We start from the raw sequence: 18,748 nt of genomic DNA, 5'->3' as shown, positions 1-18,748 counted from the left end.
ATCGAGGCATCCGATCGGTCCATGGCGTCAAGCCGAGACCGGCAGTGGGGTGGGAAAGGCGGTGTTCTCGTTGTAGTGCTGGCGTGTCACGAGGCAGTGGTGGAGCCGGCCGAGGAGCCGGTTGAAGAGGTTGCGCAAGGCGGCCGTGTGCCGGTCCCCGATACTTCGGCGGCGGTCGTAGTGGCCGCGAGCTTCGCGGGAACCGGTCAGCGCGGCCGGGCACCCCCTCTGGGGCCTCGCGATCACCGACGACCTCACCCACGCCTTCTTCGACACCACCTGCCCCGCCTGCGCGGCCGACGTGATCGTCGCGATCGGCGACCACGGCAACCACTCCGCGATCCGGGACCGGGACCTCGGGGACATCGACAGACACCCGCTGACACCGACCCCACCGGAGCAACTGCCCCAACCGGGCGGACTCCTCCTGGAGATCGCCGTCCGCGACCGGCGTACCCCACTCGCGCGAGGCTTCCCGTACCTCTTCGGATACGCCCAATGCCCTCCCTGCGGACGCGACTTCGCCGTGGCCCCGCACACGAGGAACACCTCATTCGCCGGCACCGCAGCCGTAGCCGCACGGAATCAACGGGACATCGGACCAACGGCGGGAAATGATCACCGCCACCACGGGAAATGGTGCGCGCGTTCGATACCTCTCCGCAGGTCGAGCCCGACTCGTGAACGGCCCGGGTACAGCGGGCCTCCACGTCCCGGTGGATGCCGGTCGGCGCGATCGACATGATGGGCGGCGGCAAGTCTCGGGTGTCACCAAAGGAGCGACCATGGCGTTGCGGATCGGAGTCGCCGAACGGGACGAGTGGGCCTATTCGCCGGGTGTCGGCGTCGGACCGCTCCGGTTCGGTATGACCGTCGACGAAGTGGTCGCGGCGGCCGGGATACTCGGCCCGACGAAGGTCGGCGATTGCGCACGGCACCACACGATCTTCTCGCCGACGTGGAAGGTCGAAGTCCACCGCCGTGGGACGGCTCCTCCACCGCCCGCCATCACCGCCTATGTGAGTCGGGTCGCGGGGCTGTTCTGCGTCGCTGCCGACGCCGTGCACGGTCCCCAGGTCGCCTACGGCGGGCTCCCGCTGGTCGGGAGGGACATGTCGGAGCTCGACAGCGACGCCTTCGCGTATGCCGAGGCAACGGACATGCGCTTTCGCTACACGCCCGAGGGCTACCCGGGACCGGATGACGCCGGGGTCGTGATGCGCGGGCAACCGGTCGGGGAGATCCTCCGCTCGCGTCCGTTGTTCATGGTGACGCGCGACGGCGCGAACACCGAATGGGACTCGATGCCCTCCGAGGAGTACCGCGTCAACGACCGGCCCACGGCCTGACGTGGTGTGACCCACGACGTCGGTTGTCGAAGGCGGAACGTGACTCGCCGGCCCCTGCACGGGAAACCATCGCCCAGCCTTCCGACAGCCGTCGTCGAACGTCCACTTTCATGTGCTCGCGGAGCAGGGGCAGTCCGTCCGACAGCACCCCCGTGGAGGGCAACGAGTTCTACTTGCCCGCGGGTTGCACCCCGTCACCGAATCGGACGACTGTCGTACTTCCTGGCCCTGGTGGAGAGCACGGTCCTCGCGTGCCCGGCGCGGCTTCCGGGCGTTCGCGGCTGAGGAACGGCATCCCCTCCAACGCCTGGTGGGTGCGCCCACCCGCCGTCGAACACGCCCGCCGCGGCGCCCCCGGGCAACTCGATTCCGGCGACGTCGTAATCTCCGGGTGTGAGCGAGAACGGCGGGCCGACGGGAAGACCCGCCCTCGACGGCCACCCCACCACCGCCGGATCCCGGACGGCAGGGACTGGGCGTGCCTGACCACCGGGCGTGGGACGGGGGAGCTCCTGCCGGAGGCATTGGCACGCCTCCTCGATGCCGACCCGGCCGTCCGGGCGGACGCCGCGACCGACGCGCTCGGGGAGGTGACCCACCAGAACACCATCCACGAGGCCACCGTGCCCGTGGCCCGCTACGTCGCGGCGATCCTCGACCAACCCCAACTCACCGCAGGCGACTTCGACCCCCGACGCCGCCGCCCCCTCGCCCCGCCCGACGCTGGTGAGGCTGCTGGAATGGCTCGGCGACACCGCCCGCGACGCGGACGACGAGTGCGTCGCCATCGGCGAACGCACGCACGGTGGGCGCTTCCTCCACGAGAGGAGATGCGGGCTTTTCGGGACCTGCGGCCCGTGTTCCTCGCCGCCGTCCGACCCTTCCTCGGCCACGAGAACACGGACGTACGCGACGCGGCTCTCGCCGCCGTCGTCCCCTCGCCGAACACCCTCTCCTGGGCGGGCATCGCAGCGAACTGGCCGATCACGCCCGCCGTCTCCTGGCCACGAGCACCGATCGCCACAACCGGGACTGCGCCTTGGCCGCGCTGCGGGCAAGGGGTCACGACACCGGCGACCTGGAGACCGCGGACGACGACGCGGCCCGCGAACGCTACGCCCGAGGCGCGGCCGAACGTGCCGCTTTTGGGCAGGTGACCGGACGGGTGGATACGACGACGACCCGCCGTTTTGAGAGCTCGTCGACGAGCCCGAGCCCAAGCCCGAGCCCCATGATCGACAGCCCCGTCGAGCACGCCCGAGACCTACGAAGGGTCGTTCCGAGGAGCCTTCGTGTCTCGTGGTGGTGTCGGGGCGCCGGGATACGCTGAGCGGGCGGTCCACCGCGTCGAGGCCACGCGAACTCGCCCTCCGCGTCACGTGGCACGACGATTCCGAAGACGTCCCCTTGCGTATGCAATCGCATGTTCACCGCGGTGTCCGGCGTCGTCGGGCCGGCGATCGGTGCCGGAACGTCGGGCGGGTGGGGTGTGGCGGTGATCGGGACGAGCCCTGGGGATGGGTGTGGATGAACGACGATGTCGACGTCGGGGCGTTGCACGAGGCATGGACCGATGTGTTGCGGGATGCCTGGGCCGGTGAGTCTTCGCGGGAGGCCTCGATCGGTGGGCCGTTGCCGGAGGCCTGGTCGCAGGAGTGGCGGGGGACCGAGCGGGACGTGCGTGTGGTGATGGCTCGGATGCCGGTCGAGGTGTGGGACGGTTTCGAGTTCGATCGTGTGCCGTGGTCGCAATTTCCGCACGTGTTCGGGCCGGGTGAGGAAATCGCCGAGGAGTTGAGGCGGTTTCGGTCGGCGGACGCCCCGACCGTGCTTTCGGTGATCCGCGGTCTGTGGGGTTGCGTGTGCCATGCGGGGCAGCCGTCCGCGCCGGGGGCGTTGGCGGTGCCGTTCCTGCTGCGGATCGCCGCCGATTCCTCGACGCATCACCGGTCGGAGGTGTTGTGGCTGGTCGGTGGGGTGGCCCGCCGTGTGCGCAACCACGGGTTCGGGCGCGGGGACCTGCTCTTGGTCGGTTACGCGGACGACGAGTGGGCGTTCGCCGCCTGCGGCTACCCGCAGAACTGGTCGATCGCCGCGGCGCGCGATGCGATCACCGCGGACGCGGGGATCGTGACGGCGTTGCTCGAAGACCCCGACCCCGAGGTGCGCTGCCTGGCGGCCTATGTCCTCGCCGCGGCCTCCGGCGAAGTCGGCGGGATTCTCGCGGCGTTGCACGAACGCCTGCGCGTGGAGGAGGTTGCGCGGGTGCGGGCGTGTCTGGTCCTGGCGATCGCCCAACCGGCCCGGGAACACCCGGACGAGGGGGTCGTCGCATGGCTGTGGACGTGCTGGTCGGACCCGGGGCGGCCGGCGGAGGTGCGGGTGGGCGCGGCCCTGGGATGGCTGTGCCTGGCGGACGACCCGATACCCGACGAACTGCGGGCGGTGCTCGAGACGATGGTGACCGACGAACTCGCCCGCGTGATGGCGCCCATTCCGTGGATGCACGTGATCGCCTCCGACGACACCGGGTTGCCGCATTGCGTGGAACGTCTGCTCGCTCCCGACGTCCCTCGCGTCGCTGCCCGCGGCCCCGAGGCCTGAGCGGTCGGGTCGAGTCGGCCGCGGTCGCCGTTGCGTCACGGACGCCGACAGCGCGCCCGTCACCGTTGAGATCCCGCGTCCGGGGCCAAGGGTTCGGGCGGTGACCTCGAGTGTCGGCCGGCGGCTTGCCCGCCGTGCGTGCCGGTCGGCGGTCGAGTTCCTCGCGCCGAGCCCTCCCGTACTCCCGGGCCGACCGGGTCACTTCGCCGCCGGCACACCACCGCCGGCGCTGCCCTCGGGGCCTTGCACGGCAACGAACGTATCCTCGCGGGGGATGGGTTCGACGTCGGGTGCGGGCTCCCGGGGAAGCGAGGCGGTATGGCCGACGGGACACGGGGCACCGTTTTCACGGAGTACGGGAGCTTCTACCTCGTGCCCGGCGTGGAACGGCCTCGGGGGGACTGGACGCGGTCCTTGACGACGGGGCTGCTCTCGGCACGTGGGGAGGAGGTCCGGATCACCACCGGGACATAAACCGGTGAGGTGCCGCCGGCCACCGAGGTCCTCGACCGGGAGCCGCCGCTGGAGTCCGTTTGGGAGGACGTCGCGGAGGTCTCCGTCGCGGTTCCCTGAAATGAGCTCGAGAGGTGACTCGGTCAGAACCCGTTGCCGAACAAGGCTTCCGATGGGCAGCGTGACCTATTCGATGAGCGTTTCATTGGACGGTGCGGCGGCGTGTGCCGGGGCCGGCCCGGTTGTCGACGAGTTGCAGGCGTGCTCGGTCGCGGTCAGGTCGTCCGAGGGCACACCACACCTCGTGCCTCGGCCCGGTGCCTGTGGCGTGGTCCGGGAGTTGCTCGTGTCGGGTCTTTGTATGGGCCCGCCGGCCGCTGTGCCGGGTGGAGGGTTGTCGGCCCGTGGGCTTCGGGGTTCCCGGGCTGATTTTCCTGCCCGGTTTTCCTTACGACCTTCGGGCTCGGCTTCTCCTCCCGTCCGGGCCCGACGCGGACGTAGGCGGGTGGCTTCCGGTGTCGGTGCCGACCCGGGTCTCGGCCGGTCGGTTCGGGAGTCGGGGTCCGGGTGTGCGAGAACGGTTCCGACCGCGCATTGCCGCGGTCGGGATCGTTGCTGTTGGCCCCGCGCGGGGCACAGCCCGCACGACAACGCCGCGAGGCGAGTGTGTGGACCCCGCGCGGGGCACCCGCACACCATCGCACCGATCGGGTCCCCGATGCGCGCGGTCCACCCGAACGGGACGAACAAACGGCCCCCGGGGAGCCGTCGGGCGGGGTGTGGCGGATGTCCCGCGCCTCGCATCGGACTTCCCGACGAGTACCGGCGCACGACGGCCCGCCTCCTGACACACGCTGCGTGCCCGTGTCCGCGGCGGCGCGTCGGTGTGCGGCCACGGCCGCGCGCCCGTGTGCGGTTACGTGTTCGTGGGCCACCGGGGCCCGGTGTCGGGGTGGTGGGCCCACACGTACTGGGTGTCGGGGGTGACGGTCATGCCGTGGTCGTACAGCCCCGGGCCGCCCTGCGCGATCCACCGGTCCCAGGCCGTTTCCAGCTCGTCTCCCAGCCGGCGCACGCCGCCCTGGTGCAGCGTGGTTGTGCCGCCGGCCGATGCGGAGTACACGGCCCAGGAGGTGTCGCCGTCGTGGATCCACGCGTTCACGCCGTCGGCGTCGCGCGCGGCGCGCACCCGCAACTGGGGCAGCGCGACGCGCAACGCGAACAGCAGGTGCGCGTCGTCGCACAACGGCGCGAGATCGCGGACGACGCCGCGTTCCTCCCCGGCCGCCGTGTCGCCGCGTATGTCGGCGAATCGGCGCTCGGCCGGGGTGCCGCGGGCGGGCATGAACGTGGCGAGTCCCTGGACCCAGCCGGAGGCGGACAGCCCGTCGTCGGCGACGGTCAACGCGACATGCCCCAGCCACCCCCACGGCGTGACCACGCGACCTCCGGGGCGGGCCTGGGCGATCCACGCCCACGGCACCCGTTCCACCGCGTAGGTCGAGACCACCCGATCCCACGGCCGCTCCGACGGGCGACCGGCCGCGCCGTCCCCGACCTCGACGCACACGTCCAGCCCGGCGGCGGCGAGCGCCTTGCGGGCGCCCTCGGCCAGGTCGGAATCGACCTCGACGCTGACGACGTTGCCGGGCCCGGCGCGTCGCGCGGCCAGCGCCGCGTTCCAGCCCGTCCCCGTGCCCAACTCCAGGACCCGGTGCCCGGGTTCCAGGAGCAGGGAGTCGAGCATGTCCACCACCACCGCCTGGCAGGACAGGCTCGACGTGGGCACCGCGTCGACGACCTGCGTCACCGCCGCGTCGTCGGGCCCGGCGTACACCAGCGACACCCACGCACCCTCGTCGACCACCCGATCGACCGGCACATAACCCTCGCCGTCCCAGCGCCACAGCCGGTCCGGCGCGAACTCGTCCCGGGGCGTGGCCTCCACGGCGGCGCGGATCCACGGCGCGCGCTCGGGCCAGTCCCCACGCCGTTCCATCTCGGCCGCCAACCGCGACCGCGCCTCGACAGGATCCACGGCGGGCTACTTGTCCTTCTTGTGTTGGCCGTTCGACGGCGGGGGAGCGGGCACCTGCCCGTCGGAGTTGTTCGGCGGCGGAGTGCCCTTCGACGGATCCGGCGGCGGCTTCTCGTGTTGTCCCATGAACGCCTCCTCCTCGGTCACCCGGAGAGACCCCATGATGACGCAACACCACATCGACGTGGAAGACACACCGCACCGCGACCCACACCACCGGCAAGCCCACCCGGTGCGGCAACGGACCCTCGCCACCGATGCCCGGCTGTCCCCGACGCATCCCAAGCCCGGTCAGGCCCTCCAGCCGTTCCGCCGCGCATGTGGCCCGTCGTTGGCGGGCATTGGCGAGCGCGACACCAGCTTCACCGCGTGCACCTCCCCATTGACGTCAACGGTCTCGACGTGCTTGTGCGGCACGGTCGGATGCCCCTCCCATGCCGCACGACGTAGTGGTTTGTCGTCGGGTTCGCTCGACGGGTGTCGAACGATGAATCCTTCGTGCAAAGATCGGCCCACATGGCGCCGGCATCGTGGGGTTCGGGGGAGTAAAAGAGCGTTTCGTCTTGTGAAACGTGTTTGGTTCCAGCTTCAGGTGTAGCGCCAGTTCGGGGTGTTTTCGTGGGTGAGTCGTCTGCTCATGAGGTCGATCATGGCGAGGTGGATCATGGCTTCGGAGCGGTGTGGGTGGGTTTCGTAGTCGCGGGCGAGGCGGCGGTGGTGTGCATGAGCCATCCAAGGGCCCGCTCTACGATCCAACGTCTGGGGAGGACCTTGAATCCCTTGACGGTGGGGTCGCGTTGGACCACCGCGACGTCGATGCCCGGGGCCGCGGCGTGCTCGATTGCCTTGGTTCGGTAGTCGGCGTCGGCCCAGGCCTTGGTGACGCGGGGATGGGCGGCGGCGATCGCCGAGAGCAGGTGGATGCCGCCGGCGTTGTCGGAGACGCTCGCCGCGGTGACCCACGCGGCGAGCAAAAGGCCGACGGTGTCGACGCCGACGTGGCGTTTCCGTCCCACGATTCTCTTGCCCGCGTCGATGCCCTGACCTGCGATGGGGACGTTGGCGGAGGTCTTGACGCTCTGCGCGTCCGACACGCACGCGCTGGGCTCCGCGTCGCGACCCTCCCGTTCGCGGACCAGGCGCCGCAGGACTCCGTTGAGCTTCTCGAAGACGCCGTCCTTCTGCCGGTGGGCGAAGTAGCCGTAGGTGGTTTCCCATGGTGGGAAGTCGTGGGGAAGGTAGCGCCAGGGGATCCCGGTGCGGTCGACGTACAGGATCGCTTCCATGATGCGACGCAACTCGTGTTCGGGTGGGCGTCCGAATTCCATTCCGTTGCCCCGGCGTTCGGCTCGCCAGGCCGTCAAGGTGGGTTCGAGCAACTTCCAACGGGCGTCGGACGGATCACTGGGATAGCGCCGATGTCCGGTCATGTCGTTGATGGCGCCGGGCTTCCCGTTCATCCAAGGCGTGAATGGGGGCGGACGGGCGCGTCCCGGGATCAGACAGGAGTGAACGTGGCGAAACGGGCAGGCGTGGATCACCTCAAGCCGCGCCCGTCACACAAGACGTGCACCGACCCAATCACGTGGACCACTCCAGCACTTCGAAAGCCGCAACACGGCTTCCTTTGTGGCAAAACGCTCTTTTGGGCCGTCTCTTTCGGATCACTCACACGGGCGTGCGATAGGTTGCCCGCCATGACTGACCTCGGACCCGGCGCCTGGCCACCTGCCCCGATAAGGACCGAACGGCTCGTGCTCCGCGAGTCCGAGGCCCGAGACCGTGCGGTGTTCATCGAACTGTTCGCGTCGCCGGAGGTGGGCACCTACATCGGTGGCCCTCGACCACGTGATGAGCTCGAACGCGCAGTGCCTGAGGTGCCCGGCCGGCGCCCTGGCCTCTTCGTGATCGATCTCGACGGGGCGATGATCGGCATGATCACGCTCGATCGGCGCGACGCAGAGCGTCAGGTTCGCGTCCGTCCGGATGGCGGGGAGGCCGAGCTCGGTTACCTGTTCCTGCCGGAGGCGTGGGGATGCGGGTACGCCGCCGAGGCGTGCGCGGCGGCACTCGACTGGTTCGCCGTTGCGCTTCCCAGCGAGCCGGTGGTGCTCACCGTCCAGACCGCCAACGACCGCGCGATGCGCCTCGCGGCGAAGCTGGGGTTCACCGAGGTGAAGCGGTTCGAGGAGTACGGCGCCGAGCAATGGTTCGGCGTGTGGTCCTCGGTCACGCCGTCCGGTTGAGCTATAGGCACCCGACGTCCGTCGATGGTCACGCCTGTGGCAGTCGAAACGATCACAGTCTCAGCGGGCGACCCGGCGTTCGTCGGCGTCGAAGCGGGTGAGGGCGCGTGCTCCCGGCTCGAGCGCGCGGGCCAGGGCGCGAAGGTCCGCGTCGGGCAGGCCACCCAACGCGTCGGCGATCTCCTGTGCCGCGTCGCAGGTGATCTCCTCCACCACTGCGTCGGCGGGGGCACGTGGCCCGAGCTTGCTCACCGCCGAAGCCGCGCGGGTGGGAGTGAGCAGAGCCGCCGCCTGGACCAGGAGCCACCCGGGCACGCCGGCCGCGCCCTCGGGTGGCGCGAGGTACGGGCGGGAACCGGCGAAGCGCTCGTCCTCGGCGAAACCGTCCTGCTTGACCTTGGCCACCGGGCGGGCACAGGGGGCCTTCGTCCCGGCGTCGCTGCGCTCCCACCAGTCCCCGGCGGGCTTGAGTACGTACCCCTCGGCGAGGTTGCCCACGAGTGCGGGCAGCCCGAACAGGCCCGGAACCAGGCTCGGATACGCGCGCGGCAACTGCTGAAGCGAGTTGAGCGATCCGTGCGCGAGAGTCGGTACGCAGTGCAGCCCGGCACCGGCCGCGGCAGCGCGCAGAGCACGGTCGGAGATCCAGCAACGCCCGTTCTCGGTCTCGACCGTCGTGTCGAACAGCAACCAGGTCAGGTTCGGTGTGTACCAGACGCCGGTCTGCACCGGTTCGACCGCGGAATCCGCGGGAACATCAGGGTGCGGGTAGTGTCCGCCGGCCAGTTCACCGTAGATGGTCACCACGGCCGTATCGCCCGACCCACTGCGCAGCGCGGTGGCGAATCGTGCGGCGGCCACGGACAACCCCGGCCAGATCCTGCTGACGCCGAAGAAGTCGTCGAGCAGGTCGTCGGACAGCAGTTCGCGCCGCTTCGCGGGCCGGATGCCAAGGCCGTCGCACACCACCGCGAAGTGCGCCCCGTGCACTTTCTCCTGGGCGAGCCACTCCCGACCCCCGGTCATCCCGAGCTGTGCCTTCGCGGAGATCTTGGGGTAAGGATTCCAAACGGAACCGTGGGACGCGGCCTCGGGCATGTCGAAATCCTCTTACGTACGCCCGATCGCGGACAACGGGTTTTCCGGGCGGCGGCGGTGCGGCGAGCAATACCGGGTGCGTGCGACGATCCCACCGATGGCGTCGCGCACGTGGCCGATCGACCGTCGCTCTGCACCGCATCTCCGCCGAGAACGCCGCCGGCGACCCGGGCGCGTCTTGCGGGACAACGCGGCCAGGGAATCGGCCATGGCGCCGCACGACTCTCTCCCTCGCAACCGCACGACCGCTCCAGAGTGACATCCACCCCACGTGATCGGTAGACGACACCACCCGCCCACGACCCGGCGAACACGACCAACTGGAACGAAGAGGACGAGCTCACCTCGGTTGCCTCCGCCGGCAGCCCGAGCGAGTACCTCTGCGACGCCGACGGCACCCGCATCGTCCGCCGCCAGGCCGGCAAGACCACGCTCTACCTCGGCGGGGACGAACTCACCACCAATACGGAGGAAGAGGAGCAGTCTTCGGCCACGAGAAGTCGGACGCCATCACGTTCACCGAGCAGGATCTGGATACCTCTTGCCGCTACGTCCACCGCGGGCGTGCCCGCTCGGGCCGGATCCGGCGCCGCGACGGGGTGGACGCCGCCGGGATGCACACCTTCGACGGCGCACCCGCGATACTGTTCCGGCCCCGCGCGAACCGACGCGACTGCTGCGAGGGGCGCGCCGGTCCCGGTGCCGACCGCAGGCGACGACACCACCGCCGACGACGTCGTGACCTGCCTGAACAGGCGAGGTGTCCCGGTGGTCCGTCTCGACCCCGGAGTGGACTTCCCCACACCCGTGCTCTTCGACGCCACCCTCGACACCGCCACGGGCACGTGGACCGCCGTCCACGGCCCGGGTGCCCTCCTCGACGCCCTGTACGTCAACCACCACCGCCACCACCAACAGCTCGCGGACTCGGCACAACACCACCTCCACGAACAGGCGCACGGCCCGCGATACCCCACCCGACCGGATCGCACGAGCGTTGCCCGAGCGGTGGTCACCACGGATGGCACTGCCGGGCTCGGCTCGGCGAGCGCCTGCCGAAAACTCCCAACATTCTGGGATTTCGCTGTACCGACCCCTGCCGCGAGGATGCCGGAGGGCGCGCCGGCGAACTCGCGGCCGCCGCCGAACCGGCATTCAACCAACCACGGACAAGGAACAACTTCCTCATGGCATTACGACGATTGGCCATCTCTGTGGCAGCCGCCGCGGCAACGGTTCCGCTGCTCCTGGTCGCCACCGCAACGCAGGCGAACGCCGCCGACAACGCGCCGGACCAGGCTCAGCAGAGCCAGAGCACGTGTCTGTGGTGGTACAACGTCAACTCCCAGGTGGGTGGCGTTCCCTTCGCCCTCACCCAGCTGAAGATCTGTCTGAACTCGGTGCATCCGAACGTGGTCGTGCCCAACGGGCCGATCGCCCTCCCGCCCGGCGGGATCCTCGTACCCACCACGCCGATCGACGCCGACCACCCGCTGCGGCCGGTCGTCCACGGCTGACCGAACACCGAAGCATCGCCCTGCGGGCCGAAAGCGCCCGTGGGGCGGCGCACCCCGATCGCCCCGCCCGACACGACGTCGGCGACGAGACGGATGCCCACAACACGCTCTTCGCGCACGCCGATTGGTCGCGTCGGCGTGGCATCCACATCCGTGTGGAGACGGTTGCCGGCCTCCGGTCCCGCCCCGGCACCGGAGGCCATCGCCCGGCTCCCGGAGGGATCCCGATCCCGCCCGTGTCCTGTGGTGTCAGCAGTCGGGTTGTGGTTTCCTCTTGTCGAGCTGGGCTTTGTCCGGCTGATCGCGGGATTCACGGCTGTCACGGGGGACCAAACTGCTGCCGTGATCTGCCCGAGAGCGCCGGCACAAGCGTGGTCCGGCTGTCGTGGGGATGCACATTCCTGTGTCGGTCGGCCCGGCCGCGGGATGTGCTCGCGGGTACGAGCGCGAAGCCGTCTCCACTGCCTGTGTCTTCGCTCCCGGACGAGCCCCGCCGTCCGCCGCTGCCGCGCAAGCGTCGTCATCCGCGTCGGTGTCCGGAGACCGCCGTGGACGTTGTCGTCGAGCCCGGACGTCCACACCCGCGACCCGTCGGCCGGCGAGTACGCGGCCAGGCGCCCGTCGTAGTGGACGTTCAATTCACCCTTGTTCGACGTGACCCGGCGGTCCCCGGTTTGACAGGGGCGGGCGACAAGCAGGCCGTCGACGACCACGGCGGCCGGGACGGGCCGGGCGGCGAACAAGGGACGATGGTACGCGTTGAACGCGCCGACCAGCAGATCGTGGTCTGCCGCAGCCGTGGGGATTGTCGTCCGGACGCGTCCCTCGCCGTCCAGGACGAGTACGGCGCGGGTGCCGCGCTCGGCCCACTCGTCGACCCACAACACCACCGGATCGACCGACAAGACCGCGAAGTCCGCCTGTCCGTCGACCACCGGAAGTTCCGCGGAGGCACGGACGCGCCCGTCGGCCGCGTCACGACAAGCGTCCGCGTAGCCTCGCGCGAGCAGTCCGTCACAGCACGACAGTTCCCGCCTCAGCCGCCACGTGGGCGGCCTCGCAACCGCGTCCCGTGCCGACCCGCAGCATCGCCGTGCCGTCTGGCACCGACAGACCACGCCGGCCGTCGCCGTCACGCGGCACGGCGACGTGGTCGACAAGCGCTACCGATACCGGCGCCGGCAGTCCCATGTCCGAATCCGCATCCACGTCCGGCAGGCTGTGCCGGCGAGTCCACTGGACCACGCCGAACGACACGTCCAGCGCCGACACCGCGTCACACCCCCGGCCCCCAGAGCCGGAGGCCGTGCGGCATGACACTGCGGCCGCTGCTCGGCAGCATCGCGGCGTGCGAACAGGCCGCGGCCCTCTGGGCGGGGTACTTCGTGCGCGGATCGACGACCTTTCCGCGCACCTGCGCGAGACGGAGCGGAACTGGAGCAGTTGCAGATCACCCGCAAGACCGTCATCGCGCCGGCGGACGGGCTCGACGAGGAGCCCGTCACCCGGCCCGCAGCGCCCGACAACCCGGCCTACCAGCACATCCTCACCGTCTTCGCCGCCCGCGGCGGGCCATTGCGCGCCCGCGACGTGTGCGAGGCCCCGGACCGCGGCGTCCAACCGAAGCACATCGAGGGCATGCGCTCGAAGCCCAAGCGGCTGGTGAAACGTGGCATCCTCACCGAGGCCGGCCCCCGCCCGTTCCTCCAAACCCGGCCGTAGCCCTCCTCGGAACACACGACCGGCCTGCCTCACATTTGCGTATTCTCCACCTCCGGTCGTCGAACCACCTCGCATCTCGATGCGGCCGCGGTCCGGTCGCCGGCGTGCTCGTGGGAGGGCCTATTCGCTGCGGCTCCGGCGACAGCGGCTGTGCCGTTCACACTGTGGGGGGACGGCGCTCGGCCGGACGAGTGAGCGAACGCCTCTCGGACTGCTCTGCGACGAGCCGGTGTTCGAGAATCGATCCCGCCGCCAACCGGGCGGCAGGCAAGTCCGCCGCGGCTCCGCCGCACAACCGGCTCGCCCACGTTGTCCGAGGAGTTCCCAGGCATGCGATTTCGTAGTGTCGCGGTGGCAGCCGCTGCCCTGACCGTGGTTGCCGCTCTCGTCCAACCCGCCCAAGCCGCCCCGCTGATGGACGGCGTCCATCGGTTCCCGGCACTCAGCGACGGAAAGTGTCTGGTCTGGCCCAAGACCGGCGGCAGCGTCGGTAATGTCTCCCTCGGCGCCTGCACGGACACCGCGTCCACCTCGGCGAACTGGCAGGTCCGCCGGCGCCCCAACGGGACGATGGAGATCTCCACCCAAGGATCCGCTCGGCGCGCATGCCTGCGCGTTACAGACTCCTACCATGTGGTCGTCAGCGACAACTGCGATGACATTTACGCGGCGTGGACCGTCTCCATCGGCTCTGACGGCCCGGGAAGCCCTGTGTATGCGGACATCGAGCACACGCCCGGCGACCACTCCGCGTCCTGGGGAAGTCTGATCGACGACCCCGGCGTCACGGGCCGTCTCGTGGTGCGGCGGGTTCCCGTCACCTCCCACTACTGGACGGTGGAACAGGTCGGCTGACGAGCTTGTGCATGGTCGGTGGTGCAGCGTCGCACCATGATCGCGCGGTGGGGAACCGACGCGTGCAGCGGTCGTCAACGGTCGGCGGATGACAGGCCTGTCAGCCGAGGTGATCCCTGAACTCGTCGCCGAGCAAAACCGCAGCACGAGAGGCGCCGTGTTGCCGCCCGCACGCGGCCGCACACCGGCGAGCTCCTCGCGCACGTCGGCCGATCGCGGCGGAACACGGCTACGGACACTGCCGGCGGCGTGTCGCCCACGAGGCACTGCGGTTGGCGCTGTCCATGCGCGACGCCGACGGCGACACGCTCGTGGCGGAGGAGTGTCTGGACCAGATCCACGGCACCTCCACCGGCGGCGCCCCCCAGGCGCTCGCGAGGGCCGGCCTGTTGCGCGTGCGCGCGCCGGGGCATCGGCGCGGGCCGGGCGAACTCCGGATCCGGCCGCCGAACGGGTGCGCGGACTGCGGCTGCTGGGGCATCACCCGGCCCGCCCCTGTGTAGGGGCTGTGAGCAGTGGCGAAGCGACCCCGGGTGGTATCCGGTCGGGGTGTCGCGGTGCGAGCGCCCCGACCTCCCGTGGTCCCGCCCGGACCGCGTGTGCCGCGGCTGCCTGATCCACGTCCGTGAACACGGCCCCGCGCACGCCACCGGGGTTCAACGAGGAGCGGTACAAGAAGCGCAACACCGTCGAACGGGCCATCAACAAGCTGAAGAACTCACGAGCCGTCGCGACTCGCTACGACAAGCGCGGCTACGTCTTCCTCGGCACCGTCACTGCGGCCTCGTTCGTGATCTGGCCGAGGTCCTGACGGACACTGAGGCCGATCACCATCCCGGATCCGCAGGGCGCTGGTGCCCGCATGCACCACGCTGCCGTTCTTGTCGACGACCGTGGCGTCGTTGGCCGAGTTCACCCGCACCGCGATGCCCTGAGCATGGACGACCACGTTGAACGGCGACTCCTCGGGCTCCACTTCCGTCACGACAGTGAACTCCTCGCCGGGGCGCATCCGGTGATCAGTGCCCCAGGGCTCCACCCACGGCAGAGCACGCTTTCGGTCTCGTTGATCACGCTGGTCTTCGACACGCCAAACCCCCAACGAGCAGCATGATCGGCCGGACAGCTCCTGATCGCGTCGGACTCGTTCGTCTGGAAAGTGGGAGATCGGTTGCCGCCCCGGACAGGCTCTGTCCTGTGCGGTGTCCAGGTACAGCGAGTACGCGTCCTCCCCGTCCGCCTTCGGGCTCGGGACCCGCGGCGTTGTCGTCGACTCCTCGGGCAGGCCCTTTGGCTTGCAGGAAGCGTTCCAGGAGCTGCCGGATCTCGGTGTCGGCGGTCGCCTCGAAGACGAACTACGGCCTCGTGTAGGCCCGTTGGGCGGGGACAGTGCAATGCGGGTGAACTTCTGTACTTCCTGTCGCGACCAAGGATCGATCGGGTTCCATCGCGGTCCGGCGCCGGGAGCGGGAGCCGAGTCGTGCACGACTCGACCGTACCTGCCCGGCGCCGGGCTCGGACGCGCTGTCGACGTGTGCTGCGGCTCGTCGATCCGCTGGTTCCATCGCGCGCCCGCGATGACGACTTCGCGCAGGCTCGTTTCCGGCAGGCCGACGGTGGATGTGACCTCGACTCCGCGGCTTCGGTCTTCGCGTGTCGCGTCGCTCGGCCGGGCCGGATCGGCTGGCGGCGGCGCGATCGGTTGTGTGTCGGACACCGGGGTGGCCGTCAGGTTGCCCGCCGACGCAGCCTGCTGCCCACCACGGCGACACCGCCGAACACGACGAGCGCACCGCCGGCGAGGGTCATCGGCACGGACGAGGCGGCTCCGGTGCGCGCGAGTCGGGCGTCCACAGGAGGATTGGTCGACACGGCCGAAGGCGTGGCCGAGGCGGGGGCCGTCGGGGGAGTACTGCTCGTGGCGGAGGGCTTGGTGGTCGTGGTCGGCTTGCCGGTCGTCGTGGGCTTTGCGGTGGGCTTGGTGGTCGGCTTCGACGTTCCCCCCGATACCGGCGCGATGACGAAGTCGGCGCCCGCCGTCGGACCCTCGCCACGGCCCAACCAGACCGACATCGAACCCTTGATCAGGTCGGCGGGCAGTGACTCCGACACCTTGAGCGAGAGGTGGTAGACGATCCGACCGCCGTTGGTGCCGGGGTTGGGCACCGGTATCTCGCCGCGCGCGGACGGGTCGGTCCCGGGATGAAGCGGGATGTCAAGGCGCACCCCACCGGCCGCACGCGCGGCCGACAGGGTGAGGTACTTACCGACAGACCGGTTCAGCTTGGCGTCGAACATGCTGATGGCGAGCCGAACCGGGATGCCGCCGGTGAACGTCTTGGAATTGTTGACGATCGTCAGGGTGGCCTTCGCCGTGGACCCGCGCTTGACGGTGCCCACCATCGTGAGGCTCAGCGAGATGTCCTTCATCCACGGCTCCTGGACCACCACCGGCGGCGCAGTCGTGGTGGTGACCGGCACGGCAGCCCGTGCCGGGGACACGCCCGGAAGCATCGGCACGGCAAGCGCGAGCAACAGCGCAACCGACGCGCCGACAGTGACCTTTTGTGTAGAACGGGTGAAAGATGACAAGTTCATGACGGTCTCCCAAAACGAGCCAAGGGGGTGAGTGTGAAAAATCGAAACAGGACCTGCCGCCGCGAATTCGCGGGGCCGGCGTCCAAAGGGAAACCAAGCGAAACGTGATGATCGGAGAGTTCGAAGCCCGGATGATTCCGCACTTGCCGCTCTCAAACCTCAAGACGTCACACGAGTGGGGTGGTTGCGTCGCGTGGGAAAAAATCCTCATGAAGTCTCCACCGCGACCCGAAACCCGAGCCGGCACACAGGGACGCTCTTCGGCAACCGCCCGTGGGCGGGACGCGGCACACAACCCCTCTGCCACTACGCGTCGTTCGGCACCGGAACAACGCGACTCGACCGGCGAACAGCCGCGTCGCGCCACTTCCCGGCCACTCCGTCAAACGCAGACCTCGGCCGCGCTTCGGCCTCGAAGCCGCGTCGTCTTCGCTGCCGGTGTCTTCGGGGCCGGGCACGTCCCGCACGCCGTCGTCGTCCGCTGCCGCCGCGGCACAAGCATCGTCGGCCGCGTCCCCGTCTTGCGACCGGGCCCTGACGTGCCGGTGGGTGATGTCCTGTCTTCTCGCTCTGGACGAGGCCGGGCCTTCGGAGACGGTCCATGTGCGGATCACCGCGGTCGCGGCCGGGGTGGTGCCGCGCACCGTGTGGCGTCGGCCGGCGATCGCGTGCGAGTCCGGACGCGCGGAACCCGCCCGGCGTCTGTCTTTCACCGTCACGGACGCGTTGTGGGCGCACCTGTCGGACCCTGGGCCCGAACGTGAGCTTGTCTTTTAACCCAGGTCGCGATCGTCGATGTGGCTGGCGCACTCGGGAAACTCACTCGACCGGTGCGAGAGTATGGGCAAGTGATTCTGACCGGTGAGCATGTGACGGCCCCGAGGATGTTGCTGCTGAACAGGGTGGACTTCGAGCCCGGGTGCTCGGTGTTCGAGCTGGAGCGGCCGTTGTTCCTGCGCGCCGGGGACCGGCTCTGGGCCGAGGACGGCAGGGTCGTGGTCGAGTGTGCGTCGGGTGACCGGGAGCGTCCTGCGGGCGGCATGGCGTGCGTGTGTCGCCGTTGGCGGCTTCTTTAGCTTGATGCCGAATCCCGAGGGCCCGGCCAATAGCAGCATGGCACCCGTGTGTCCGGGTTTTTGGTCATCGCACGTGATGTCAGCGGCCTTCGCCGGATCCTGTGCCTCGACCAAGGGGCACAGAGGGATCGGGGCGAAGACTGTGGTGACGAGTCTGCCGTGTGGGCCGGTGCGGGCCGAGGCATTCGCGGAACTGTCCCGCTTCCGGGTCGAGTTCCATGCCTGTCTGACCCGCCGCAGTGATGCGCTGTTCGAGTTGGCGGACGCCGTGCTGTGTGCCGACGGCCCGGTGAGGACGCTGGTCGGGCTCTCGCTCGCGCCGGAGCACCGCCGTGGTCACGGAGCGCTCTACGACGCGGTCAATGGCGGCCGGATCGACACCGACCGACTGCGGGACGCCCTGGCCGGGCTGCCTCTGCCCAGAGCCGCGGACGGGCGGATCATTCTCGCGGTCGACGTCTCGCCGTGGCTGCGGCCGGACGCGGACACCAGCCCGGACCGCTCGTTCTGCCACACGTTCGGCCGCGGCGAGGGCAAGCACCGGATGGTGCCCGGCTGGCCGTACTCGATCGTTGCGGCACTGGAGGCGGGCCGCAGTTCGTGGACCGTGGTCCTGGACGCGGTCCGGCTGGGGCCGGGCGAGGACGTCGCGGCCACCACCGCCGTTCAGGTCCGCGCGGTGGTCGAACGCCTGGTCGCCGCCGGGCAGTACGCACCTCGGGACCCGGACGTGCTCGTCGTGCTCGACGCCGGCTACGACGTCCCCCGCATCGCCTTCCTCCTTGCGGACCTGCCGGTCGAGGTCCTCGGCCGGATGCGCTCGGACCGCGTCATGCGCCGGCCGACATCACCGAGGGCCCACGACCCGCAGGGTGGCCGACCGCCCAAGCACGGCGGCGAGTTCGTCTTCGGGCAACCCGACACCTGGGGCGAACCCCAGGCCGCGACTACCACGACGACCACCCGCTACGGCACCGCGACGGCGACCGCGTGGGACCGCCTCCACCCGCGGCTGACCCGACGCGGCGCATGGGAAGGGTTCGACGGCGACCTGCCGATGATCTCCGGAACGATCATCCGGCTCCGAGTCGACCACCTGCCCACCGGCGGAGACCCCAAGCCGGTCTGGCTCTGGTGGTCCAAAACCGACGCCACCGAAGCCGACGTCGACCGCTGTGGGCAGTCGAACCTG

At 70.1% G+C, this 18,748-nt stretch carries 14 protein-coding genes and 2 pseudogenes; 10 read left to right on the top strand and 6 right to left on the bottom strand.

Annotation, left to right across the window (positions count from 1 at the left end; translation table 11 throughout):
* Positions 1 to 785: 785 nt before the first annotated feature.
* Together ACFXMF_RS38965 and ACFXMF_RS38960 are read left to right on the top strand one after the other, a co-directional pair.
* The gene (locus ACFXMF_RS38965; RefSeq protein ID WP_379989108.1) at positions 786 to 1,349 is read left to right on the top strand and encodes a hypothetical protein; all 564 of its coding nucleotides are present in this window, start codon (positions 786 to 788) and stop codon (positions 1,347 to 1,349) included.
* Between the two features lie 1,527 nt (positions 1,350 to 2,876).
* Positions 2,877 to 3,953 carry a hypothetical protein gene (locus ACFXMF_RS38960; protein ID WP_379989109.1) on the top strand — a complete coding sequence of 359 codons (1,077 nt, stop codon included), beginning with the start codon at positions 2,877 to 2,879 and terminating at the stop codon, positions 3,951 to 3,953.
* Positions 3,954 to 5,322: 1,369 nt separating this feature from the next.
* Here the strand turns inward: ACFXMF_RS38960 and ACFXMF_RS38955 are convergent.
* The 3 genes and pseudogenes from ACFXMF_RS38955 to ACFXMF_RS38945 all read right to left on the bottom strand — a co-directional run bounded on the left by ACFXMF_RS38955 (position 5,323) and on the right by ACFXMF_RS38945 (position 7,874).
* A complete protein-coding gene (locus tag ACFXMF_RS38955; protein ID WP_360313608.1) occupies positions 5,323 to 6,444 on the bottom strand; it encodes a methyltransferase domain-containing protein in 1,122 nt (373 codons plus the stop codon).
* A 6-nt stretch (positions 6,445 to 6,450) separates the two neighbouring features.
* A complete protein-coding gene (locus ACFXMF_RS38950; protein ID WP_380021035.1) occupies positions 6,451 to 6,606 on the bottom strand; it encodes a hypothetical protein in 156 nt (51 codons plus the stop codon).
* A 426-nt stretch (positions 6,607 to 7,032) separates the two neighbouring features.
* Positions 7,033 to 7,874 (bottom strand): annotated as a pseudogene (locus ACFXMF_RS38945) (IS5 family transposase).
* A gap of 267 nt (positions 7,875 to 8,141) precedes the next feature.
* On the opposite strand from ACFXMF_RS38945, the gene ACFXMF_RS38940 reads away from it, so the two are divergent.
* Positions 8,142 to 8,690, top strand: coding sequence for a GNAT family N-acetyltransferase (locus ACFXMF_RS38940; protein WP_379989111.1), 549 nt, complete (start codon positions 8,142 to 8,144; stop codon positions 8,688 to 8,690).
* Between the two features lie 60 nt (positions 8,691 to 8,750).
* On the opposite strand, the gene ACFXMF_RS38935 is transcribed toward ACFXMF_RS38940, so the two are convergent.
* Entirely contained in the window at positions 8,751 to 9,788 is a 1,038-nt protein-coding gene (locus ACFXMF_RS38935; RefSeq protein WP_379989112.1) for an RNA ligase family protein, read from the bottom strand.
* Between the two features lie 1,187 nt (positions 9,789 to 10,975).
* Between ACFXMF_RS38935 and ACFXMF_RS38930 the strand changes: the two genes are divergently transcribed.
* Positions 10,976 to 11,305 carry a hypothetical protein gene (locus tag ACFXMF_RS38930; protein ID WP_379989113.1) on the top strand — a complete coding sequence of 110 codons (330 nt, stop codon included), beginning with the start codon at positions 10,976 to 10,978 and terminating at the stop codon, positions 11,303 to 11,305.
* Between the two features lie 1,014 nt (positions 11,306 to 12,319).
* Here ACFXMF_RS38930 and ACFXMF_RS38925 read toward each other — a convergent pair.
* Positions 12,320 to 12,577 carry a hypothetical protein gene (locus ACFXMF_RS38925; protein ID WP_379989114.1) on the bottom strand — a complete coding sequence of 86 codons (258 nt, stop codon included), beginning with the start codon at positions 12,575 to 12,577 and terminating at the stop codon, positions 12,320 to 12,322.
* Between the two features lie 171 nt (positions 12,578 to 12,748).
* Here ACFXMF_RS38925 and ACFXMF_RS38920 point away from each other — a divergent pair, with 171 nt between their 5' ends.
* From ACFXMF_RS38920 to ACFXMF_RS38905, 4 genes and pseudogenes are all read left to right on the top strand, one after another.
* Positions 12,749 to 13,027: a hypothetical protein gene (locus ACFXMF_RS38920; RefSeq protein WP_379989115.1), complete on the top strand. Its 279-nt coding sequence runs from the start codon at positions 12,749 to 12,751 to the stop codon at positions 13,025 to 13,027.
* A gap of 330 nt (positions 13,028 to 13,357) precedes the next feature.
* Positions 13,358 to 13,882: a hypothetical protein gene (locus ACFXMF_RS38915; RefSeq protein WP_360324615.1), complete on the top strand. Its 525-nt coding sequence runs from the start codon at positions 13,358 to 13,360 to the stop codon at positions 13,880 to 13,882.
* A 284-nt stretch (positions 13,883 to 14,166) separates the two neighbouring features.
* Complete coding sequence (locus tag ACFXMF_RS38910; protein WP_379989116.1) at positions 14,167 to 14,385, top strand: hypothetical protein; 219 nt, start codon at positions 14,167 to 14,169, stop codon at positions 14,383 to 14,385.
* A 143-nt stretch (positions 14,386 to 14,528) separates the two neighbouring features.
* Positions 14,529 to 14,693: pseudogene (locus ACFXMF_RS38905) on the top strand (IS5/IS1182 family transposase); the annotation flags it as partial.
* Between the two features lie 917 nt (positions 14,694 to 15,610).
* On the opposite strand, the gene ACFXMF_RS38900 reads toward ACFXMF_RS38905, so the two are convergent.
* Positions 15,611 to 16,480, bottom strand: coding sequence for a hypothetical protein (locus ACFXMF_RS38900; RefSeq protein WP_379989117.1), 870 nt, complete (start codon positions 16,478 to 16,480; stop codon positions 15,611 to 15,613).
* 848 nt (positions 16,481 to 17,328) lie between these two features.
* On the opposite strand from ACFXMF_RS38900, the gene ACFXMF_RS38895 reads away from it, so the two are divergent.
* Both ACFXMF_RS38895 and ACFXMF_RS38890 read left to right on the top strand, forming a co-directional pair.
* Positions 17,329 to 17,556, top strand: coding sequence for a hypothetical protein (locus ACFXMF_RS38895; protein ID WP_379989118.1), 228 nt, complete (start codon positions 17,329 to 17,331; stop codon positions 17,554 to 17,556).
* A gap of 142 nt (positions 17,557 to 17,698) precedes the next feature.
* The coding region (locus ACFXMF_RS38890; protein ID WP_380021033.1) for a transposase at positions 17,699 to 18,748 on the top strand (1,050 nt) is incomplete at its 3' end.

Origin of the sequence: Embleya sp. NPDC059213 (assembly GCF_042754445.1) — a bacterium.
Classification (GTDB): Bacteria; Actinomycetota; Actinomycetes; order Streptomycetales; family Streptomycetaceae; genus Embleya.
The sequence above is the reverse complement of the archived record's forward strand: the minus strand, read 5'-3'. Positions and strand labels throughout refer to the sequence as shown.

What these genes read in the sequence shown, in the direction of transcription:
- ACFXMF_RS38960 (WP_379989109.1), top strand. Translation starts at nt 2,877, where the DNA reads ATGAACGACGATGTCGACGTCGGGGCGTTGCACGAGGCATGGACCGAT.
- ACFXMF_RS38910 (WP_379989116.1), top strand. Translation starts at nt 14,167, where the DNA reads ATGCGCGACGCCGACGGCGACACGCTCGTGGCGGAGGAGTGTCTGGAC.
- ACFXMF_RS38940 (WP_379989111.1), top strand. Translation starts at nt 8,142, where the DNA reads ATGACTGACCTCGGACCCGGCGCCTGGCCACCTGCCCCGATAAGGACC.
- ACFXMF_RS38900 (WP_379989117.1), bottom strand. Translation starts at nt 16,480, where the DNA reads ATGAACTTGTCATCTTTCACCCGTTCTACACAAAAGGTCACTGTCGGC.
- ACFXMF_RS38915 (WP_360324615.1), top strand. Translation starts at nt 13,358, where the DNA reads ATGCGATTTCGTAGTGTCGCGGTGGCAGCCGCTGCCCTGACCGTGGTT.
- ACFXMF_RS38930 (WP_379989113.1), top strand. Translation starts at nt 10,976, where the DNA reads ATGGCATTACGACGATTGGCCATCTCTGTGGCAGCCGCCGCGGCAACG.
- ACFXMF_RS38965 (WP_379989108.1), top strand. Translation starts at nt 786, where the DNA reads ATGGCGTTGCGGATCGGAGTCGCCGAACGGGACGAGTGGGCCTATTCG.
- ACFXMF_RS38935 (WP_379989112.1), bottom strand. Translation starts at nt 9,788, where the DNA reads ATGCCCGAGGCCGCGTCCCACGGTTCCGTTTGGAATCCTTACCCCAAG.
- ACFXMF_RS38950 (WP_380021035.1), bottom strand. Translation starts at nt 6,606, where the DNA reads ATGGGGTCTCTCCGGGTGACCGAGGAGGAGGCGTTCATGGGACAACAC.